Origin of the sequence: Roseicyclus persicicus, from assembly GCF_012395815.1 — a bacterium.
GTDB lineage: Bacteria > Pseudomonadota > Alphaproteobacteria > Rhodobacterales > Rhodobacteraceae > Roseicyclus > Roseicyclus persicicus.
In genome coordinates this window covers 203,858-219,051 of sequence record NZ_JAAZQQ010000005.1, presented here as the reverse complement: position 1 = coordinate 219,051, position 15,194 = coordinate 203,858, and the positions used below count along the sequence as shown (strand labels likewise).

The following is a 15,194-nucleotide window of genomic DNA, read 5'->3' as shown; positions in this document are numbered from 1 at the left end:
GAGAACCGCATGACGACAGTCACGATGACCGTGAACGGCCGCCCCGTGTCGGGCGAGGTCGAGGGCCGCACCCTGCTGGCCGAATTCCTGCGCGAGGGGCTGCGCCTGACCGGCACCCACATCGGCTGCGACACCAGCCAGTGCGGCGCCTGCGTGGTCCATGTGAACGGCCGCGCGATCAAGTCCTGCACCGCGCTGGCCCTTGACCTCGAGGGGGCCGAGGTGGTGACGATCGAGGGCATGGCCAACCCCGACGGGTCGCTGTCGCGGGTCCAGCAGGCGTTCCAGGACCATCACGGGCTGCAATGCGGCTATTGCACGCCGGGCATGGTGATGTCGGCCGCCGCGCTGCTGCAGGACAACCCGAAGCCCAGCGTCGAGCAGATCCGCGAGCATCTCGAGGGCAACATCTGCCGCTGCACGGGTTACCACAACATCGTCAAGGCGGTGCTGGCGGCGTCCGGGCAGGACGTGTCGGCGCTGGCCGCCGAGTGAGGGAGGGGCACCCATGTACAACTTCGACTTCGTGAAGCCCGCGACGCTGTCCGAGGCGCTGGAGGCGCTGGGCCGGGACGAGGCGCAGGCGCTGGGCGGCGGCCAGACCCTTCTGCCGACGATGAAGCAGCGCCTCGCCGCGCCCGCCGTGCTGGTCAGCCTGAACGGCATCGCCGAGATGATCGGCGTCTGCCTCGGCGATGCGGGCGAGGTTTGCATCGGCGGCGCCACGCCCCACGCCGTGGTGGCGCGCGAGGCGGCGGCCCATTACCCGGCACTGGCGGCGCTGGCCGGCCGCATCGGCGACCCCGCCGTCCGCAACCGCGGCACCATCGGCGGCAGCCTGGCCAACAACGACCCCTCGGCCTGCTACCCCGCCGCCGCGCTGGGCTCGGGCGCCACGATCCGCACCCAGTCCCGCGACATCGCCGCGGACGGCTACTTCCTCGGCATGTTCGACACCGCGCTGGAGGAGGGCGAGATCATCACCGAAGTGCGCTTCCCGGTGCCCGTCCGCGCGAATTACCAGAAATTCGTGCAGCCCGCCTCGCGCTTCGCCCTCGTGGGGGTCTTCGTCGCGCAGTATGCCGACGGGGTCCGCGTGGCGGTGACGGGCGCCTCGACCGAGGGCGTGTTCCGCTGGGCCGAGGCCGAGGCCGCGCTGACCGGGGAGTTCAGCCGCGAGGCCCTCGCCGCGCTGTCGCCGCCCGGGGTCGAGATGATCGCCGACCTGCACGGCACGGCCGACTACCGCGCCCATCTCGTCAAGGTGATGACCGGCCGCGCGGTCGCCGCCGCGTGACGATCGGCGCCGGGGCAACCCGGCGCTTTTCGTTTCAGATCAAGAAGATCAGGCGTATTTCGCCACCATCCGCGCGGCCCGCGCCATCTTGCGCACGGCCGAGGGGCTGACGCCCAGCGTGTTGCGGATCGACCGCGAGAACCCCGCCAGCGTGTCGAAGCCGCTTTGCCGGGCGATGTCGGACACCGGCATGGCGGTGTGGCGCAGCAGCTCGGCCCCGTGCTGCAGCCGCAGGGTCAGGTAGTGGTCCGACGGCTTGGCCCCGAGCGCCCTCATGCAGCGCCCGCGCAGCGCCTTGCGGCTGAGCCCCAGGCTGTCGGCCAGCTCGCTCAGCGGCAGCGGGTCGGCCAGGTGCGCCCGCATCCGCGCCTCCATCTCGGCGATCACCGGGTCGCTGGGCTCGGCCGGGGCCTCGGTGGCCGTGGCCGCGTGGGTGCGCACCCGCCCGGTCGCCAGCGCGCGGGCGACCTCGTCGGCCAGCGCGGGCGAGGCGGTCTCGGCGATCCAGGCGCAGAGCGCGTCGCCCGCCGCCACGCCGCCCGCCACGGTCAGGCGGCGGTCGTCGAGCACGTAGGGCCGCTCGCTCGGCTGGAGCCCGGCGAACACCTCGTCGCGGTCGCCGTCCTCCCCGCGCACCAGCACCGCGCGCCGCCCGTCCAGGTGGCCGATGCGGGCCAGGATCAGCGTGCCGGTCTCGACCCCGCCCAGCCGTCCGCCGGCGGCGTCGATCTGCCTGAGAAAGCTCTGGAACCCGTTGGGGATGCGCCCCGGCACCTGGTCGCCGCACAGGACAAGGCCAAGGTCGACCTTCTCGGGGTCGCCCCAGTCGGGCCGGTCGGGCGCCATCACCGCGCCGTTGGAGGCCTGGCTCTGCCCGTGGCCGGGCACGCGGGTGTCGCAGGTGAACAGGGTCTCCCCCGCCATCCGGTTGGCGAGCGCCAGCGCCTCGCGCGCCAGCGCATAGGGGAGCATCGGGAAACCGGGGAACAGGATGAAGCTGAGATGCGCCATGACCGGAGGGTGCCGCAGCGTTGCGGGCGGTTCAAGACAAGTTCTGGGCAGGTCGCGCGGGTTTCGCTCGGCCGCGGCGCGGCGGCCACAGGCCGTGGGCCGGGGCGGCGGTTCAGGGCGGCGGGGGGCGCCGCGGGACCTGCGTGTCGGGGGCGGGGACGAGGTCGTCGAGGTCGATCTCGACGGCGATGGTCAGGCCGCCGTCGGTCGTCCGGCTGAGGCGCAGGAGCAGGTCTAGATCGGCCACCGCCTGCACCGCCGCGCCCTGTGCGCGGCCCGCGCCGCCCGTCAGCCCCATCTCGGCCCGGCCCGACAGTTCGATGCCCTCGGCGGCCAGCGGGCCGGCGGAGGCGAACAACAGGCACAGGGCAAGGCGGGGTGCGGTCATGGGCCGATCCTAGCCCGGGCCGCGGCCCCCCGTCACCCGGAATCAGAAAGGCGCGCCGGGGGCGCGCCTTCGCATCCGGTCAGGCCACGGTCACTTTGCCGGGCCGATCATCATCACCATCTGGCGGCCTTCGAGCTTGGGCATGTTCTCGACCTTGCCGAGCCCCTCGACATCGGCGGCCACCCGTTCGAGCAGCTCGCGCCCGAGGTTCTGGTGCGCCATCTCGCGGCCGCGGAACCGCAGCGTGACCTTCACCTTGTCGCCGTTTTCCAGGAACTTGGTGACCGAGCGCATCTTGACCTCGTAGTCATGGGTGTCGGTGTTCGGACGGAACTTGACCTCCTTGATCTCAATGATCTTCTGCTTCTTGCGCGCCTCGGCCTCGCGCTTCTGGGTCTCGTACTTGAACTTGCCGAAATCCATGATCTTGCACACGGGCGGCGTCGCCGTCGGCGAGATCTCGACAAGGTCGAGGCCGGCCTGTTCCGCCAGGTCGAGCGCACGGGCGGGCGTGACCACGCCCAGGTTCTCGCCATCGGCGCCGATCAGGCGGATTTCGGGGGAACGGATACGGTCATTGATGCGCGGGCCGGTGTCGCGGGTCGGCGGCGCATTGTGGGGTCTGCGGGCTATGGGGGCCTCCTGGGGTTGCCTACGATTTGGGGCGCCAACGTATCTGCGACGTCCTTCTCTTTCAAGGCGAATTGGGCGACGGGCCGCCGCTTTCGCCACCGCCGCCGCGGTGCAGCATTGCGGTTTGACCGCTGTGGGAGTATGCGGGCCGCAGATTGAACGATCCCAATGGGGGAAGGTATGACCAGGGTTCTCATCATCATCGCGCTGATCGCCGCGGTCGGCGTCGGCGGCTACTTCCTGAGCCAGGGGGCGCCCGAGGCGACCGACATGGCCGCGCCCGAAGCGCCCGCCGCCGAGGAGGCCGCGCCCGCCGAGACCGTGGCCGAAGAGGCGGCCGAGGCCGTCGAGGCCGCGGTCGAGGCCGTTGAAGCCGCCGTCGAGGAGGCCGCCACCGCCGTCGAGGGCGCCGTGGAAGAGGCCGCCACCGCGGTCGAGGGCGCCGTCGAGGACGCCACCGCCGCCGTCGAGGGGGCCGCCGACGAGGCCGCCGCGACGACCGAGGCCGTGACCGAGGCCGCCGCCGACGCGGCCGCCCCCGCCGCCGACGCCACCGCGGCCGCGACCGAGGCCGCCACCACCGCCGCCGCCGAGGCGACCGAGGCCGCCACCACCGCCGCCGCCGAGGCAACCGACGCCGCGACCACCGCCGCGGCCGAGGCCACCGACGCCGCCGCCAGCGCCGCGGCCCCGGCCGTGGAAGCCGCCACCGAGGCCGCCGCCGCGGTCGAGGGTGCCGCCGCCGAGGCCGTCACCGAAACCGCCGTCGCCGCCGAGGAAGCGGGCGATGCGGCCCTTGCGCAGCTCTTCACCGTCGAGGGCTTCGACTACGACCAGGCCATCGCCGCGGTCGAGGCGTCCGAGATGTCGGCGCTGGCCAAGCGGACGGCCGCCACGGTCCTGGGCGGCGCGCGCGACAACCCCGAGCTCCTGCCCGCCGCGCTGGAGCGGGTGCGCCGCCTGCTCGGCCTCGAGTAACCGGACACCCCGTCCACACGGGAAAGGCCCCCGCGACGCCGGTCGCGGGGGCCTTTTTCATGGCCGCGCCCCGGTTCAGTCGAGGAAGGCCTTTTCCACCACGTATTCCGCCGGCTGCGAATTCGCGCCCTCGCGCAGCCCGTATTCCTCCAGCATCGCCTTGATCTCGAGGTTGAAGGCGAGGTTGCCGCACACCATCGCGCGGTCGTTCTGCGGGCAGAGCGGCTCCACCCCGAGGTCGCGGAACACCTCGCCCGAGCGCATCAGGTCGGTGATCCGGCCCATCTTGGGGCTCTCCTCCCGCGTGGTCGTGGGGTAGTAGCGCAGCTTCTCGTGGAACCCCTCGCCGATCAGCTCGGCCAGGAGCTCGTCCGACCGGATGCTCTCGATCAGCCGCGCGCCGTAGGTCAGCTCGCCCACCTCGCGGCAGGTGTGGGTCAGGATCACCTCGTCGTAGTCGCTGTAGGTCTGCGGGTCGCGCAGCAGCGAGGCGAAGGGCGCGATGCCGGTGCCGGTGGCGAAGAACCAGATCCGCTTGCCCGGCAACAGCGCGTCATGCACCAGCGTGCCCACGGGCTTGGGCCGCAGGATCACCTCGTCGCCCGGCTGGATGTGCTGGAGCTTGGACGTCAGCGGGCCGTTCGGCACCTTGATCGAGTAGAATTCCAGCTCGTCGTCCCAGGACGGCGAGGCGATGGAATAGGCGCGCAAGAGCGGCTTGACCTTGCCCGTCGCCGGGTCGGGGTCGTCCATCAGCCCGATCATCACGAATTCCCCCGACCGGAACCGGAGCGAGGCCGGCCGCGTGCAGCGGAACCGGAACAGCCGGTCGGTGTAATGCTCCACCTCGGTCACGGTCTGCGCGTCGGGGAGCGTCGGGGTCGCCTTGGCGGGTTTGGCGTCGATGTCTTTCACGGGTCTCAGCTCGGTCATCTGCACATGGCGCCGGTCTAGCCGCCGCCTCCTTCTTAGGCTTTGATCTAGGTCAGGGGAACCCTTCGTCAGCCGCGCAGCCGCGCCTGGTAGTCGCCGGCGCGCCAGTCGGCCCGCGCGCGCCACTGCGCCTCGGGCTGGCGGGCGGCGACGCCGGGCTCGACCTCGACCTCGTCGAAGCCCGCCCGCCGCGCCATCGCGTACTGGTCGGCGATCACCGGGCCGGCCGCGCGCAGCCGCCCGGCATAGCCCATCGCCCGCAGCCGCCGCGCGACCGTGAAGCCGCGCCCGTCGGCATATTTCGGGAACCGGACCCGGATCATCCCGATCCGGCCCAGGTGCGGCGCCAGCGCCGGCAGGTCGCAGCCCGGGTCGATCTCGATCCCGGCCGCCGTGGCCGCCTCGGCCGGGGGCGCAAAGCCGCCCGCCCAGTCCTCGGCGACAAAGCCCGCGTCCCGCATGATCCGCCCGTGTTCCATTCCGATCCCGTCCTTCATCTTTCCGAAAATACGCAATCCCGCCCGCGTCACCCGCTCAGGAAACGACACGGAGCGGCCCCCGGACCGCCTTGCCATCCACGAAATGGATGCCGCATTCCTCCTTGTCGGTCCCGCGCCAGCGCCCGGCCCGCGGGTCCTCGCCCGCGGCCACCGGCGTGGTGCAGGGCGCGCAGCCGATCGACGGGTAGCCCTTGGCCACCAGCGGGTGCCGGGGCAGGCGGTTGTTGACCATGTAGTCGGCCACGTCCTCGCGGGCCCAGTGGGCCAGCGGGTTGATCTTGATCCGGTCCGCGCCCTCGGCCTCGAAGAACTCCAGCGCCGCGCGGCTGCCTGACTGAAACCGCTTGCGCCCGGTGATCCAGGCGTCGAAGGGGGCCAGCGCATGTTCCAGCGGCGCGGTCTTGCGCAGGGCGCAGCAGGCGTCGGGGTCGGTCCGGTGCAGCAGCCCCTCGGGGTCATGCGCCGCGATCCGGGTGCGGCTCGCGCGGATCACGCGCACGTCGCGCAGGCCGAGGTGGTCGGCGACCTCGCGCTGGTAGTCCAGCGTCTCGGGAAACAGCATCCCGGTCTCGAGGAACAGCACCGGCACGCCCGGGTCGACCAGCGACACCATATGCAGGAGCACCACCGATTCCGCCCCGAAGGACGACACCAGCGCGATCCGGCCCGCGTCCGCGTCCGACAGCGCGTGGCCCAGCACCGAGATCGCCGAATGGTGCCGGTAGCGCGCGTTCAGCGCCGCGACCCGGGCCGCGACCGGCGCGAAGGGCAGGGGCTCAGGCCGCATCGGCCTGCGCCTCGCCGGCGCCCTCGCCGTAGAGCGCCGACCTGAACGGCCCGAGGCCGACCCGCCGCACCGCGTCGAGGAAGGTCTCCCCCGGCCCCTCGCGCAGCGCCAGGTAGGCCGTCAGGATCCGCTCCACCGCCGGCACGATCTCGTCGTAGGCAAAGCCCGGGCCCGCCCGCTCGCCGATCGCCGCGTCCGGGCCGCCGTCGCCGCCCAGCGTGATCTGGTAGGTCTCCACCCCCGCCCGGTCGAGGCCGAGGATGCCGATATGGCCGACATGGTGATGCCCGCAGGCGTTGATGCAGCCCGAGATCTTGATCTTGAGCGGCCCCACCTCGCGCTCCACCCTGAGCTCCTCCAGCCGCAGCGCGATGCCCTGCGCCACCGGGATCGACCGCGCGGTCGCCAGCGCGCAGTAGTCCATCCCCGGGCAGGCGATGATGTCCGAGGCAAGCCCGACATTGGCGGTCGCCAGCCCGGCCTCCAGCAGCGCTTCGTGCACCGCCTTCAGGTGGCGGCGGGGCAGGTGCGGCAGGACGATGTTCTGCTCGTGGCTCACGCGCAGCTCGTCATGGGCGTAGCGTTCCGCCAGCCCGGCGAGGACGCGCATCTGCGCGGAGGAGCAATCCCCCGGCGTCGCCCCGTGCGCCTTCAGGCTGACCGTCAGGATCGCGTAGTCGGGGTGGCGGTGCGCGGTCACGTTGGTGTCGACGAAGGCGCGGAACACGGGGTCGGCGTGGCGCCACTCCGCGTCGTCGCCCGGCCCGGCCGCGTCGAACTCCGGCGGCGCGAACTGCGCCGCGATCGCCGCCAGCGCCGCCTGGTCGGCCCCGGAAAACAGCGGCTTGCGGGCCGCGAACTCGGCCTCGACCTGCGCCCGGATCTCCTCGATCCCGGTCTCGTGGACGGTGATCTTGATGCGCGCCTTGTACTTGTTGTCCCGCCGCCCGATCAGGTTGTAGACCGCGACGACCGCCTCGAGATAGGGCAGCAGGTCGGCCAGCGGCACGAAATCCTTCAGCACCTTGCCGATCATCGGCGTCCGGCCGAGGCCGCCGCCCACCAGCACCTGCGCCCCCACCGCGCCGTCGCGCAGCACCAGCCGCAGCCCGATGTCATGGGCCGCCGTCACCGCGCGGTCCGCCGGGCTGCCGGTGACCGCCACCTTGAACTTGCGCGGCAGGAACTGGAACTCGGGGTGGTCGGTCGACCACTGCCGGATCAGCTCGGCCACCGGGCGCGGGTCCATCACCTCGTCGGCGGCCGCGCCAGCGAAATGGTCGGCGGTCACGTTGCGGATGGTGTTCCCGCTGGTCTGGATCGCGTGCATCCCCACATCGGCCAGCGCGTCCAGCATGTCGGGCACGTCCTGCAGCTTCGGCCAGTTGAACTGGATGTTCTGCCGCGTCGTGAAATGGCCATAGCCCTTGTCCCAGCGGTCGGCGATGTCGGCGAGCGCGCGCATCTGCGCGCCGTTCAGCGTGCCGTAGGGGATAGCCACCCGCAGCATGTAGGCGTGCAGCTGCAGGTAGAGCCCGTTCATCAGCCTCAGCGGCTTGAACTCGTCCTCGGTCAGCGACCCGTCGATGCGGCGGGCGACCTGCTCGCGGAACTGCGCCACGCGGGACCGGACGAAGGCCTCGTCGAACTCGGAATAGCGGTACATCAGGCGCGCTCCTGCTTGCCGTGGGCGTAGTTGGACGGGCCCCGCGTGCGAAAGCTCTCGCGGACATGGACCGGCTCGGGCCCCTTCGGCCCGCGCGCGGCGTCGGCAAGGTAGGGGCCCACCACCTCGTGGCCGCGCGCCTCGGCGTCGAGCAGGCGCAGGGCCGCCGTGGCCTCGTCCTCGATCAGCTCGGCCTGCGCGTGGTGGCGCGTCCAGCCGCCGTCCGGGGCGAGGTAGACCACGTCGCCCTCGATCAGCGCGTTGGCAGTCAGGACCTTGGGGACAAAGGGGCGGGGCATCAGGCGAATTCCTCCGTCAGCAGGGGCAGGGCGGCCTGCGCCGCGCGGGGCGCGAGGCCGTAGAGCAGGATCACCGGCGCGCCGGGCGTCGCGCCCTCGAGGTCGGCGGGCAGGCGGCCCAGCGTGGTGGCGATCACCCGCGCCTCGGGGCGGCTCGCGTTCTCGACCGCGGTCACGGGCGTGTCGGGCAGGGCGCCGTGCATCATCAGGCGCCCCTGCAGGAACCGCGCGCCGCGCCGGCCCATGTAGATCGCCGCGACCGCGCCGGGCCGGGCCAGCCCGCGCCAGTCCTGTTCGGCGAAGCCGTTCATGTCGTGCCCGGTGAGAAAGCGCAGGGCGCTGTTGCGGTCGCGCTGGGTCAGGCTCTGGCCGATCTGGGCGGCCGCGGCGCTGGCGGCCGTGACGCCGGGCACCACCGACCAGCCGATGCTGGCCGCGTCCAGCGCCGCCACCTCCTCGTCCAGCCGGCCGTAGACCGAAGGGTCGCCGCCCTTCAGCCGCACCACATGCGCGCCCGCCGCGGCGTGCTGCACCATCAGTGCGCAGATCTCGGCCTGCGCCATGGCCGGGCCGAAGCCCTGCTTGCCGGCGTCGATCAGCACCGCCTCGCGCCGGGCCAGTTCCAGGATCGCGGGCGCGACCAGCCGGTCGTGGATCACCACGTCGGCCCGGTCGAGCAGCCGGCGCGCCTTGAGCGTCAGCAGCTCCGGGTCGCCCGGGCCCGCGCCCACCAGGTCCACCCGGCCCGCCGCGGGGGCCGCGGCGAGGTGCCGGCCGAGGAGCGCGGCCAGCGTCGCCTCGACCCCCGCCTCGCCCTCGGCATCAATGGCTTGCGGGCCGTCCTTGAAGTAGTAGTCGGCCCAGAACTCACGCCGCTTGCGGCCCATCGGCAGGGCCTCGGCGGCGGCGCGGAACCGCTTGCCGATCCGCGCCAGCAGGCCCAGCGAGGCCGGCAGACGCGCCTCGAGGTCGGCCTTGATCGCCCGCGCCAGCACCGGCGCCGCCCCCTCGGTGCCGATCGCCACCGTCACCGGGTCGCGGTCGACGATGGCGGGCGTGATGAACTGGCTGTCCCCGAGGTTGTCGACGATGTTCACCAGCGCCCCGTCGGCCCGCGCCAGCCGCGCGACGCGGGCGTCCTCGGCGGCGTCGTCCTGGGCGGCGTAGACCAGCGCGGCGCAGAGCGCGTCGCCGGGCGCGAAGGCGCGCGGGATCAGCGCGATGCGCCCCTCGGCGGCCAGCGCCGCGACGGCGGGCTCTGCGGCCTCGGCCACCACCGTGATCCGCGCCGTGGTCTTGAGCAGCAGGCGCAGCTTGGCCAGCGCAGTCTCGCCACCGCCCGCCACCACGATGCGGCGGCCCTCGACCGCCAGGAAGATCGGGAAATGGTCCATCGCGCCTGCGCCCCGGTGTTTGAAAACCTGCGCCAGAGATAGAACAATTTCCCAAGGAACGGCAGATATCCCTTGCGAAAAGGGACGTGCGTTCTCTAATGGCGGTCAAGCGCCACCGCCCGTTCGCAAGCCGAGGAGACCCGCGAATGTCCGTCCAGATTGATGCCCTCGACCGGAAGATCCTCGCCGCGTTGCAGGAGGACGCCTCGCGCTCGCTCGACGAGATCGCCAGGCTCGTGGGCTCCTCCAAGACCCCGGTCTGGACCCGGATTCGCAAGCTGCGCGAGGCCGGCGTGATCGGCCGGCAGACGGTGCTGCTGGATGCCGAGGCGCTGGGGCTCGAGGCGTGTTTCTTCGTGCTGATCCGTACCTCGGAGCACGAGGCGGGCTGGCAGAAGAAGTTCCTCGCCGCGCTGCGGGCCCGGCCCGAGGTGCTCGAGGCGCACCGGCTGGCGGGCGAGATCGACTACATCCTCAAGGTGCGCGTCCGCAACGCCCGCGCCTACGACGCCTTCTACCAGGCGCTGATCTCCGAGGTGCGCATCTACAACGTCACCGCGCTCCTCAGCATGGAGGAGATCAAGGCGACGACGCTGCTTCCGCTGGAGCAAGTTCCGTCCGGATCGTAGCGCCGGCCTCCAGCGTGCGGTGCACCGGGCAGCGGTTGGCGATCTCCAGCAGGCGCGCGCGGGCGTCCGCGTCCAGCGCCCCCGTCAGCCGGATCAGCCGGGTGAAGCGGTCGAGCGGCTCGGACGGCGCGCCGGCGTCCTGCGCATGCACCCGGTCATGGGTCACGTCGACCGAGACATGGGTCAGCGGCAGGCCCTTGCGGCGGGCATACATGCGGATGGTCATCGCCGTGCAGGCGCCCAGCCCCGCCGCGACCAGCTGGTAGGGCGACGGTCCGCGGTCGGTGCCGCCGTAGCTTTCGGGTTCGTCGGCGGCGAGGTGGTGGCGCGGGCCGGCCTGCACGTCCTGCAGAAATCCCCGCGCGTCGGCCTCGGACACGCGGATCACCCCTTCGGGCGCGCCGGGGGGCGGGGCGGGCGGCCGGAGGTCGAGGTAGCGCCCGGCCCAGGCGGCGATGACCTCGGCGGCGTAGTCGGCATCGGCGGGCCGGCTCAGCAGGTGGTCGGCGTCGTCCAGCGTGACGAAGCTGCGCGGGTGCCGGGCCGCGGTGAAGATCCGCGTCGCGTTGTCGATGCCCACCACCGCGTCGCGCGGCGCGTGAAGCACCAGCAGCGCCGCCGTCATCCGCGCCAGCGCCGGCGCGATCTTTTCGGCGCGCACATCCGCGACGAAGCCCTGCCCGATCCGCACCCGGCGCCCGCCCAGGCTGACCTCGCCCGAGCCCTCGGCCGCGATCCGCTCCAGCGCGTCGTCGAAGTTGCGGGTGACGTGCCCGGGGTCGAAGGGCGCGCCGATGGTGGCCACGGCCTTGATGCCCGGCATGTCCGGCGCCGCCCGCAGCGCCGCCGCCCCGCCCAGCGAATGGCCGATCAGCAGCGTGGGCGCCATGCCGCGTTCGGCCAGCGCGGCCGCCGCGGCCTTCAGGTCGGCCACGTTCGAGGTGAAGGAGGTGTTGGCGAACTCGCCCTCGGAATGGCCCAGCCCGGTGAAGTCGAAGCGCAGCACCGCGATGCCCATGGCCGCCAGCCGCGCCGAGATGCGGCGCGCGGCGGCGATGTCCTTGCCGCAGGTGAAGCAATGCGCAAACAGCGCGGTCGCGAGCTGCGGCCCCTCGGGCCGGTCGAGGCGCGCGGCAAGGCGGTGGCCGTCATGGCCGGGAAAGGTGAAGCGATCGGTGGGCATGGCACGGGGTCTTTCGTCGGGCAGCCCCCCGAGCATGGGCGCCGCGGGCCGCCGGGGCAACCGCGACGCGCGGGCCCTCACGCCCTCGTGCGGCCCGGTGTGCGCCCCGTGAACGCCCCGACGGCCCGGGGCGCGGGTCGATCTTGCGCTCGCGGCGGCGATGGGCTTTGGTCACGGGCGCTGTCCGGCCGGCCTTGCGGCGCCGGGCGGCCGAGCCCCGCGCGGCCCGTCCGCGCGCCCCCGTCGCGGCATGGAACCGGTCGAACATGGATCAGATCTGCCAGTCCTCCCTGCCGCGCCTGCCCTGGATGGAGCCCGCGCTGGCGCGGCTGCCGGGGGTGCAGCCGCTGGACTGGGCCGACTGGCTGGAAACCGACGACGCCTTCGCCGGCCAGATGGCCCTGCGCGACCGGCTGCTGGTCGAGCGCCGCCCGGCGGTCTACGCGATGACGCCGCAGGGCGAAGGGGCCGCCTCGGCGCTGCTTGCGCTGATCCTCGACCACCTCGGCCCCGGCTATGCGCCGGCCGGCGACCGGGTGACGCGCCCCGACGGCGTCACCGTGGATCTCGGCGCCGACGCGCCGCTGGTCACCGCCGCCCGGCTGGTGCAGGAGGACCTGTGCCTGATGCAGCCGGGCCCCTCGGGCGAGCATGTGCTGTCGGGGGCGGTGCTGTGCTTTCCGGCGAGCTGGACGCTTGCGGAAAAGATCGGTCGCCCGCTCACCGGCATCCATGGGCCCGTCCGTGTCTACGACGCGCAGATGGCCGCCCGCGTCCAGCGCCTGTTCGACGCGATCCGGCCGGACCGGCCGCTGTGGCGCCAGAACGCGCTGGTCTATGCCGACCCGGCCCTGCACCAGCCCCGCCCCGAGGCCGCCCCGCGCCGGGACACCCGCGCGCAGGGCCGCTATGTCCGGTCGGAAAAACAATGCCTTCTGCGCGTTCCTTCAAGTGATGCCGTAGCATTTACCATCCACACCTACGTCGTGCCGCTGGCCGCGATCCCGGCCGAGGCGCTGGCCGCCATGCCCCACGGGGAGACCGTGACATGAGCCGCGTGACCGAGCAGTACGAGGCGTTCCCGTACCCCGAGCGCGACCCCGCGGACGAGGCGACGCGGCTGATCACCGGCTCGCCCAGCCATCCGCTCGAGATCGACCATTTCCTGTTCGGCGGCACACGCGACTGGTCGCAGCCCTTCCGCGCGCTGGTCGCGGGCGGCGGCACCGGCGACGCGCTGATCCAGCTGGCGCAGGTTCTGACCAGCGCGGGCAAGCCCTACGAGATCACCTATCTCGACCTGTCCACCGCCTCGCGCCGGATCGCCGAGGCGCGGGCTGCGGCGCGCGGGCTGACCGGGATCACCTTCCTGACCCGCTCGTTGCTCGACGCGCCGAAACTGGGCCCCTTCGACTACATCGACTGCTGCGGCGTGCTGCACCACCTGCCCGACCCGCAAGCGGGCTTCGACGCGCTGGCCGCCGCGCTGGCACCCGAGGGCGGCATGGGCCTGATGGTCTACGCCCCCTTCGGCCGCTCGGGCGTCTACCCGCTGCAGGAGGCGTTCGGCACCGTCCTGACCGGCACCGCCCGCGACCGGCTGCGGCGGGCCAAGGCGATCTTCGAGCGCATCCCCGAGGGCCACCCCTTCAAGCGCAACGCCCAGCTGTCCGACCACCGCGCCAGCGACGCGGGGTTCTACGACCTGCTCCTGCACAGCCAGGACAGGCCCTTCCGCATCGGCGAGCTGCTCGACACGCTCGACCGGGCGGGGCTGGTGATGACCGGCAGCCCGCAGGCGCATCTCTACGACCCGCTGCCGATCCTCGGTGACAAGGGCCTGCTGGTCGGCATGGACGACCGCGCGCGGATGGACGTGGCCGAGGCGCTGCGCGGGACGATCCGCACCCATGTGCTCTATGCCGCGCGGTCCGCCGAGGGGCGCGTCGCGCAAGCGGGGCCGCAGGCGGTGCCGCACCTCAAGGGGGTGACAGGGCCGAAACTGGCGCAGCACGCGGCCAAGCACGGCGTCATCCCGGTCAGCCACGAGGGCGAGCGCTTCGAGATCCCGGTGCCCGCACTGGCGGTGCGCGCACTGGCGCAGGTCGACGGGCGCCGCACGCTGGACGAGATCGCGCGCGCGGCGCGCACCGACTGGCTCGCCTTCGCGCCGATCTGGGCGGGGGTGTCAAAGGCGCTGACGGGGCACGGCATCCTGACCTACTCGCGGCTGCTGCGCGGCTGAGGTCACATGCGGAAGTGTTTCGAGAGCTTCAGGCCCTGTCCCTGGTAGTTCGACGCGATCCCCGCACCGTAGAGCCGGTCGGGCAGGGCGGCCATGCGTTCATAGACCAGCCGCCCCACCACCTGCCCGTGTTCGAGGACGAAGGGCGCCTCGTGGCAGCGCACCTCGAGCACGCCGCGGGCCGGCACGCCGTGGCCGAAGCCGGGGTCGAAGAAGCCGGCGTAATGCACCCGGAATTCGCCCACCATGGCCAGGTAGGGTGACATCTCGGCGGCGCAGTCGGGCGGGATCGTCACCGCCTCGCGGCTGACGAGGATGTAGAAGGCGGCGGGGTCGAGGATGATGCGTCCATGTTCGCTCCGCACCTCCTCCCAGAAATCGGCGACGTCATGGGCGCCGACGCGGGTCAGGTCGATGACGCCGGCGTGCGGCTTGGCGCGGTAGCCGACGATCCCGGCGGCGTTGGGCGTGAGGTCGACGGAAAAGCCGAGGCCGTCGTCGATCACCGCGGTGCCGTCGACCAGCGGGCTGGCGGCATGGCGGGCGGCCAGCTCCGCGTCGGTCAGCACGGCCTGCCCGCGGCGGAACCGGATCTGGTTCAGGCGCAGCCCCGGCGCGACCTTGACCGAGAACGACCGCGGGCAGATCTCGGCATAGAGCGGGCCGGTGTAACCTGCTGGAATCCGGTCGAATTCCGTGCCGCCATCGGCGATGACGCGGGTCAGGCAGTCGACCCGGCCGGTGGAGCTCTTGGCGTTGCAGACGGCCGACACGTCGGCGGGCAGCGCCAGCCCCTCCATCAGCGGCACGACGTAGACGCAGCCCTTTTCCAGCACCGCGCCTTGCGTCAGGTCCATCCGGTGCATCTCGAATTCCGCGATGCGGTCGGCCACGCGTCGCCCCGCGCCGGCAAGGAACGAGGCGCGCACCCGGTAGGCCACGGTGCCCAGCCTGAGGTCGAGACTGGCCGGCTGCACCTGGTCGGCGTCGCGGGCGGGCGCGGTGATGGCGCCCGCGTCGATCAGCGCGCCGATGGCGCGGTCGGGCAGCACCCCGTGGCTGGTTTCCGTCATCTCTGGCCGTTCCCCGTTTCGCCCAAGAAAAAACCGCCCGCGCCGGCGGCGCAAGGCGGTTTTCTCGGGTGTTCCCCGGGCGGGGGAGATTTGGTCGGGCTAGCAGGACTCGAACCTGCGACCTCCCGTCCCCCAGACGGACGCGCTACCAGGCTGCGCTATAGCCCGACGTCCGGCC

The 15,194-nt window shown here is 72.7% G+C and carries 17 protein-coding genes and 1 tRNA gene; 6 read left to right on the top strand and 12 right to left on the bottom strand.

Going from position 1 to position 15,194, the window contains the following annotated elements:
* Window positions 1-9: 9 nt before the first annotated feature.
* Window positions 10-495 (top strand): (2Fe-2S)-binding protein, encoded by a 486-nt coding sequence (locus HCU73_RS14775; protein ID WP_168624233.1) that lies wholly within the window; start codon window positions 10-12, stop codon window positions 493-495.
* 13 nt (window positions 496-508) lie between these two features.
* Complete coding sequence (locus HCU73_RS14770; protein ID WP_168624232.1) at window positions 509-1,297, top strand: FAD binding domain-containing protein; 789 nt, start codon at window positions 509-511, stop codon at window positions 1,295-1,297.
* A gap of 48 nt (window positions 1,298-1,345) precedes the next feature.
* Here the strand turns inward: HCU73_RS14770 and HCU73_RS14765 are convergent, their stop codons facing one another.
* The 3 genes from HCU73_RS14765 to infC all read right to left on the bottom strand — a co-directional run bounded on the left by HCU73_RS14765 (window position 1,346) and on the right by infC (window position 3,428).
* Window positions 1,346-2,308, bottom strand: a complete 963-nt coding sequence (locus HCU73_RS14765; RefSeq protein WP_168624231.1) for a GlxA family transcriptional regulator — start codon at window positions 2,306-2,308, stop codon at window positions 1,346-1,348.
* A gap of 112 nt (window positions 2,309-2,420) precedes the next feature.
* Window positions 2,421-2,696 carry a hypothetical protein gene (locus tag HCU73_RS14760; protein ID WP_168624230.1) on the bottom strand — a complete coding sequence of 92 codons (276 nt, stop codon included), beginning with the start codon at window positions 2,694-2,696 and terminating at the stop codon, window positions 2,421-2,423.
* A gap of 90 nt (window positions 2,697-2,786) precedes the next feature.
* Complete coding sequence (gene infC, locus HCU73_RS14755; RefSeq protein WP_476748677.1) at window positions 2,787-3,428, bottom strand: translation initiation factor IF-3; 642 nt, start codon at window positions 3,426-3,428, stop codon at window positions 2,787-2,789.
* 81 nt (window positions 3,429-3,509) lie between these two features.
* On the opposite strand from infC, the gene HCU73_RS14750 reads away from it, so the two are divergent.
* On the top strand, window positions 3,510-4,307 hold the full coding sequence (locus HCU73_RS14750; RefSeq protein WP_168624229.1) for a translation initiation factor 3: 798 nt from the start codon (window positions 3,510-3,512) through the stop codon (window positions 4,305-4,307).
* 75 nt (window positions 4,308-4,382) lie between these two features.
* On the opposite strand, the gene HCU73_RS14745 is transcribed toward HCU73_RS14750, so the two are convergent.
* The 6 genes from HCU73_RS14745 to cysG form a co-directional block, all read right to left on the bottom strand.
* Entirely contained in the window at window positions 4,383-5,240 is an 858-nt protein-coding gene (locus HCU73_RS14745; RefSeq protein WP_168624228.1) for a ferredoxin--NADP reductase, read from the bottom strand.
* A 68-nt stretch (window positions 5,241-5,308) separates the two neighbouring features.
* Window positions 5,309-5,719, bottom strand: a complete 411-nt coding sequence (locus HCU73_RS14740; RefSeq protein WP_239025585.1) for a DUF934 domain-containing protein — start codon at window positions 5,717-5,719, stop codon at window positions 5,309-5,311.
* A gap of 55 nt (window positions 5,720-5,774) precedes the next feature.
* Entirely contained in the window at window positions 5,775-6,527 is a 753-nt protein-coding gene (locus HCU73_RS14735) for a phosphoadenylyl-sulfate reductase (protein WP_168624227.1), read from the bottom strand.
* On the bottom strand, window positions 6,517-8,193 hold the full coding sequence (locus HCU73_RS14730; protein WP_168624226.1) for a nitrite/sulfite reductase: 1,677 nt from the start codon (window positions 8,191-8,193) through the stop codon (window positions 6,517-6,519). The genes HCU73_RS14735 and HCU73_RS14730 overlap by 11 nt, the downstream gene beginning before the upstream one ends.
* The gene (locus HCU73_RS14725; RefSeq protein WP_168624225.1) at window positions 8,193-8,492 is read right to left on the bottom strand and encodes a DUF2849 domain-containing protein; all 300 of its coding nucleotides are present in this window, start codon (window positions 8,490-8,492) and stop codon (window positions 8,193-8,195) included. Before HCU73_RS14725 ends, HCU73_RS14730 begins: the two co-directional genes overlap by 1 nt.
* Window positions 8,492-9,886, bottom strand: a complete 1,395-nt coding sequence (gene cysG / locus HCU73_RS14720) for a siroheme synthase CysG (RefSeq protein ID WP_168624224.1) — start codon at window positions 9,884-9,886, stop codon at window positions 8,492-8,494. The genes HCU73_RS14725 and cysG overlap by 1 nt, the downstream gene beginning before the upstream one ends.
* A 146-nt stretch (window positions 9,887-10,032) precedes the next feature.
* Between cysG and HCU73_RS14715 the strand changes: the two genes are divergently transcribed.
* Complete coding sequence (locus HCU73_RS14715) at window positions 10,033-10,515, top strand: Lrp/AsnC family transcriptional regulator (protein ID WP_168624223.1); 483 nt, start codon at window positions 10,033-10,035, stop codon at window positions 10,513-10,515.
* Here the strand turns inward: HCU73_RS14715 and HCU73_RS14710 are convergent.
* Window positions 10,466-11,698 (bottom strand): bifunctional alpha/beta hydrolase/OsmC family protein, encoded by a 1,233-nt coding sequence (locus HCU73_RS14710; RefSeq protein WP_168624222.1) that lies wholly within the window; start codon window positions 11,696-11,698, stop codon window positions 10,466-10,468. The two genes, HCU73_RS14715 and HCU73_RS14710, sit on opposite strands and share 50 nt — an antisense overlap.
* 266 nt (window positions 11,699-11,964) lie before the next feature.
* On the opposite strand from HCU73_RS14710, the gene HCU73_RS14705 reads away from it, so the two are divergent.
* Window positions 11,965-12,750, top strand: a complete 786-nt coding sequence (locus HCU73_RS14705; protein ID WP_168624221.1) for a heme-dependent oxidative N-demethylase family protein — start codon at window positions 11,965-11,967, stop codon at window positions 12,748-12,750.
* On the top strand, window positions 12,747-13,943 hold the full coding sequence (locus HCU73_RS14700; protein WP_168624220.1) for a class I SAM-dependent methyltransferase: 1,197 nt from the start codon (window positions 12,747-12,749) through the stop codon (window positions 13,941-13,943). Before HCU73_RS14705 ends, HCU73_RS14700 begins: the two co-directional genes overlap by 4 nt.
* 2 nt (window positions 13,944-13,945) lie before the next feature.
* Here HCU73_RS14700 and HCU73_RS14695 read toward each other — a convergent pair whose 3' ends face one another.
* A complete protein-coding gene (locus HCU73_RS14695) occupies window positions 13,946-15,016 on the bottom strand; it encodes a 2'-deoxycytidine 5'-triphosphate deaminase (RefSeq protein ID WP_168624219.1) in 1,071 nt (356 codons plus the stop codon).
* Window positions 15,017-15,107: 91 nt separating this feature from the next.
* Window positions 15,108-15,184: transfer RNA gene (locus tag HCU73_RS14690), tRNA-Pro, on the bottom strand.
* Window positions 15,185-15,194: the final 10 nt, after the last annotated feature.

What these genes read in the sequence shown, in the direction of transcription:
- cysG (WP_168624224.1), bottom strand. Translation starts at nt 9,886, where the DNA reads ATGGACCATTTCCCGATCTTCCTGGCGGTCGAGGGCCGCCGCATCGTG.
- HCU73_RS14710 (WP_168624222.1), bottom strand. Translation starts at nt 11,698, where the DNA reads ATGCCCACCGATCGCTTCACCTTTCCCGGCCATGACGGCCACCGCCTT.
- HCU73_RS14770 (WP_168624232.1), top strand. Translation starts at nt 509, where the DNA reads ATGTACAACTTCGACTTCGTGAAGCCCGCGACGCTGTCCGAGGCGCTG.
- HCU73_RS14745 (WP_168624228.1), bottom strand. Translation starts at nt 5,240, where the DNA reads ATGACCGAGCTGAGACCCGTGAAAGACATCGACGCCAAACCCGCCAAG.
- HCU73_RS14715 (WP_168624223.1), top strand. Translation starts at nt 10,033, where the DNA reads ATGTCCGTCCAGATTGATGCCCTCGACCGGAAGATCCTCGCCGCGTTG.
- HCU73_RS14700 (WP_168624220.1), top strand. Translation starts at nt 12,747, where the DNA reads ATGAGCCGCGTGACCGAGCAGTACGAGGCGTTCCCGTACCCCGAGCGC.
- HCU73_RS14775 (WP_168624233.1), top strand. Translation starts at nt 10, where the DNA reads ATGACGACAGTCACGATGACCGTGAACGGCCGCCCCGTGTCGGGCGAG.
- HCU73_RS14760 (WP_168624230.1), bottom strand. Translation starts at nt 2,696, where the DNA reads ATGACCGCACCCCGCCTTGCCCTGTGCCTGTTGTTCGCCTCCGCCGGC.
- HCU73_RS14740 (WP_239025585.1), bottom strand. Translation starts at nt 5,719, where the DNA reads ATGGAACACGGGCGGATCATGCGGGACGCGGGCTTTGTCGCCGAGGAC.
- HCU73_RS14695 (WP_168624219.1), bottom strand. Translation starts at nt 15,016, where the DNA reads ATGACGGAAACCAGCCACGGGGTGCTGCCCGACCGCGCCATCGGCGCG.
- HCU73_RS14705 (WP_168624221.1), top strand. Translation starts at nt 11,965, where the DNA reads ATGGATCAGATCTGCCAGTCCTCCCTGCCGCGCCTGCCCTGGATGGAG.
- HCU73_RS14735 (WP_168624227.1), bottom strand. Translation starts at nt 6,527, where the DNA reads ATGCGGCCTGAGCCCCTGCCCTTCGCGCCGGTCGCGGCCCGGGTCGCG.
- HCU73_RS14730 (WP_168624226.1), bottom strand. Translation starts at nt 8,193, where the DNA reads ATGTACCGCTATTCCGAGTTCGACGAGGCCTTCGTCCGGTCCCGCGTG.
- HCU73_RS14725 (WP_168624225.1), bottom strand. Translation starts at nt 8,492, where the DNA reads ATGCCCCGCCCCTTTGTCCCCAAGGTCCTGACTGCCAACGCGCTGATC.
- HCU73_RS14765 (WP_168624231.1), bottom strand. Translation starts at nt 2,308, where the DNA reads ATGGCGCATCTCAGCTTCATCCTGTTCCCCGGTTTCCCGATGCTCCCC.
- HCU73_RS14750 (WP_168624229.1), top strand. Translation starts at nt 3,510, where the DNA reads ATGACCAGGGTTCTCATCATCATCGCGCTGATCGCCGCGGTCGGCGTC.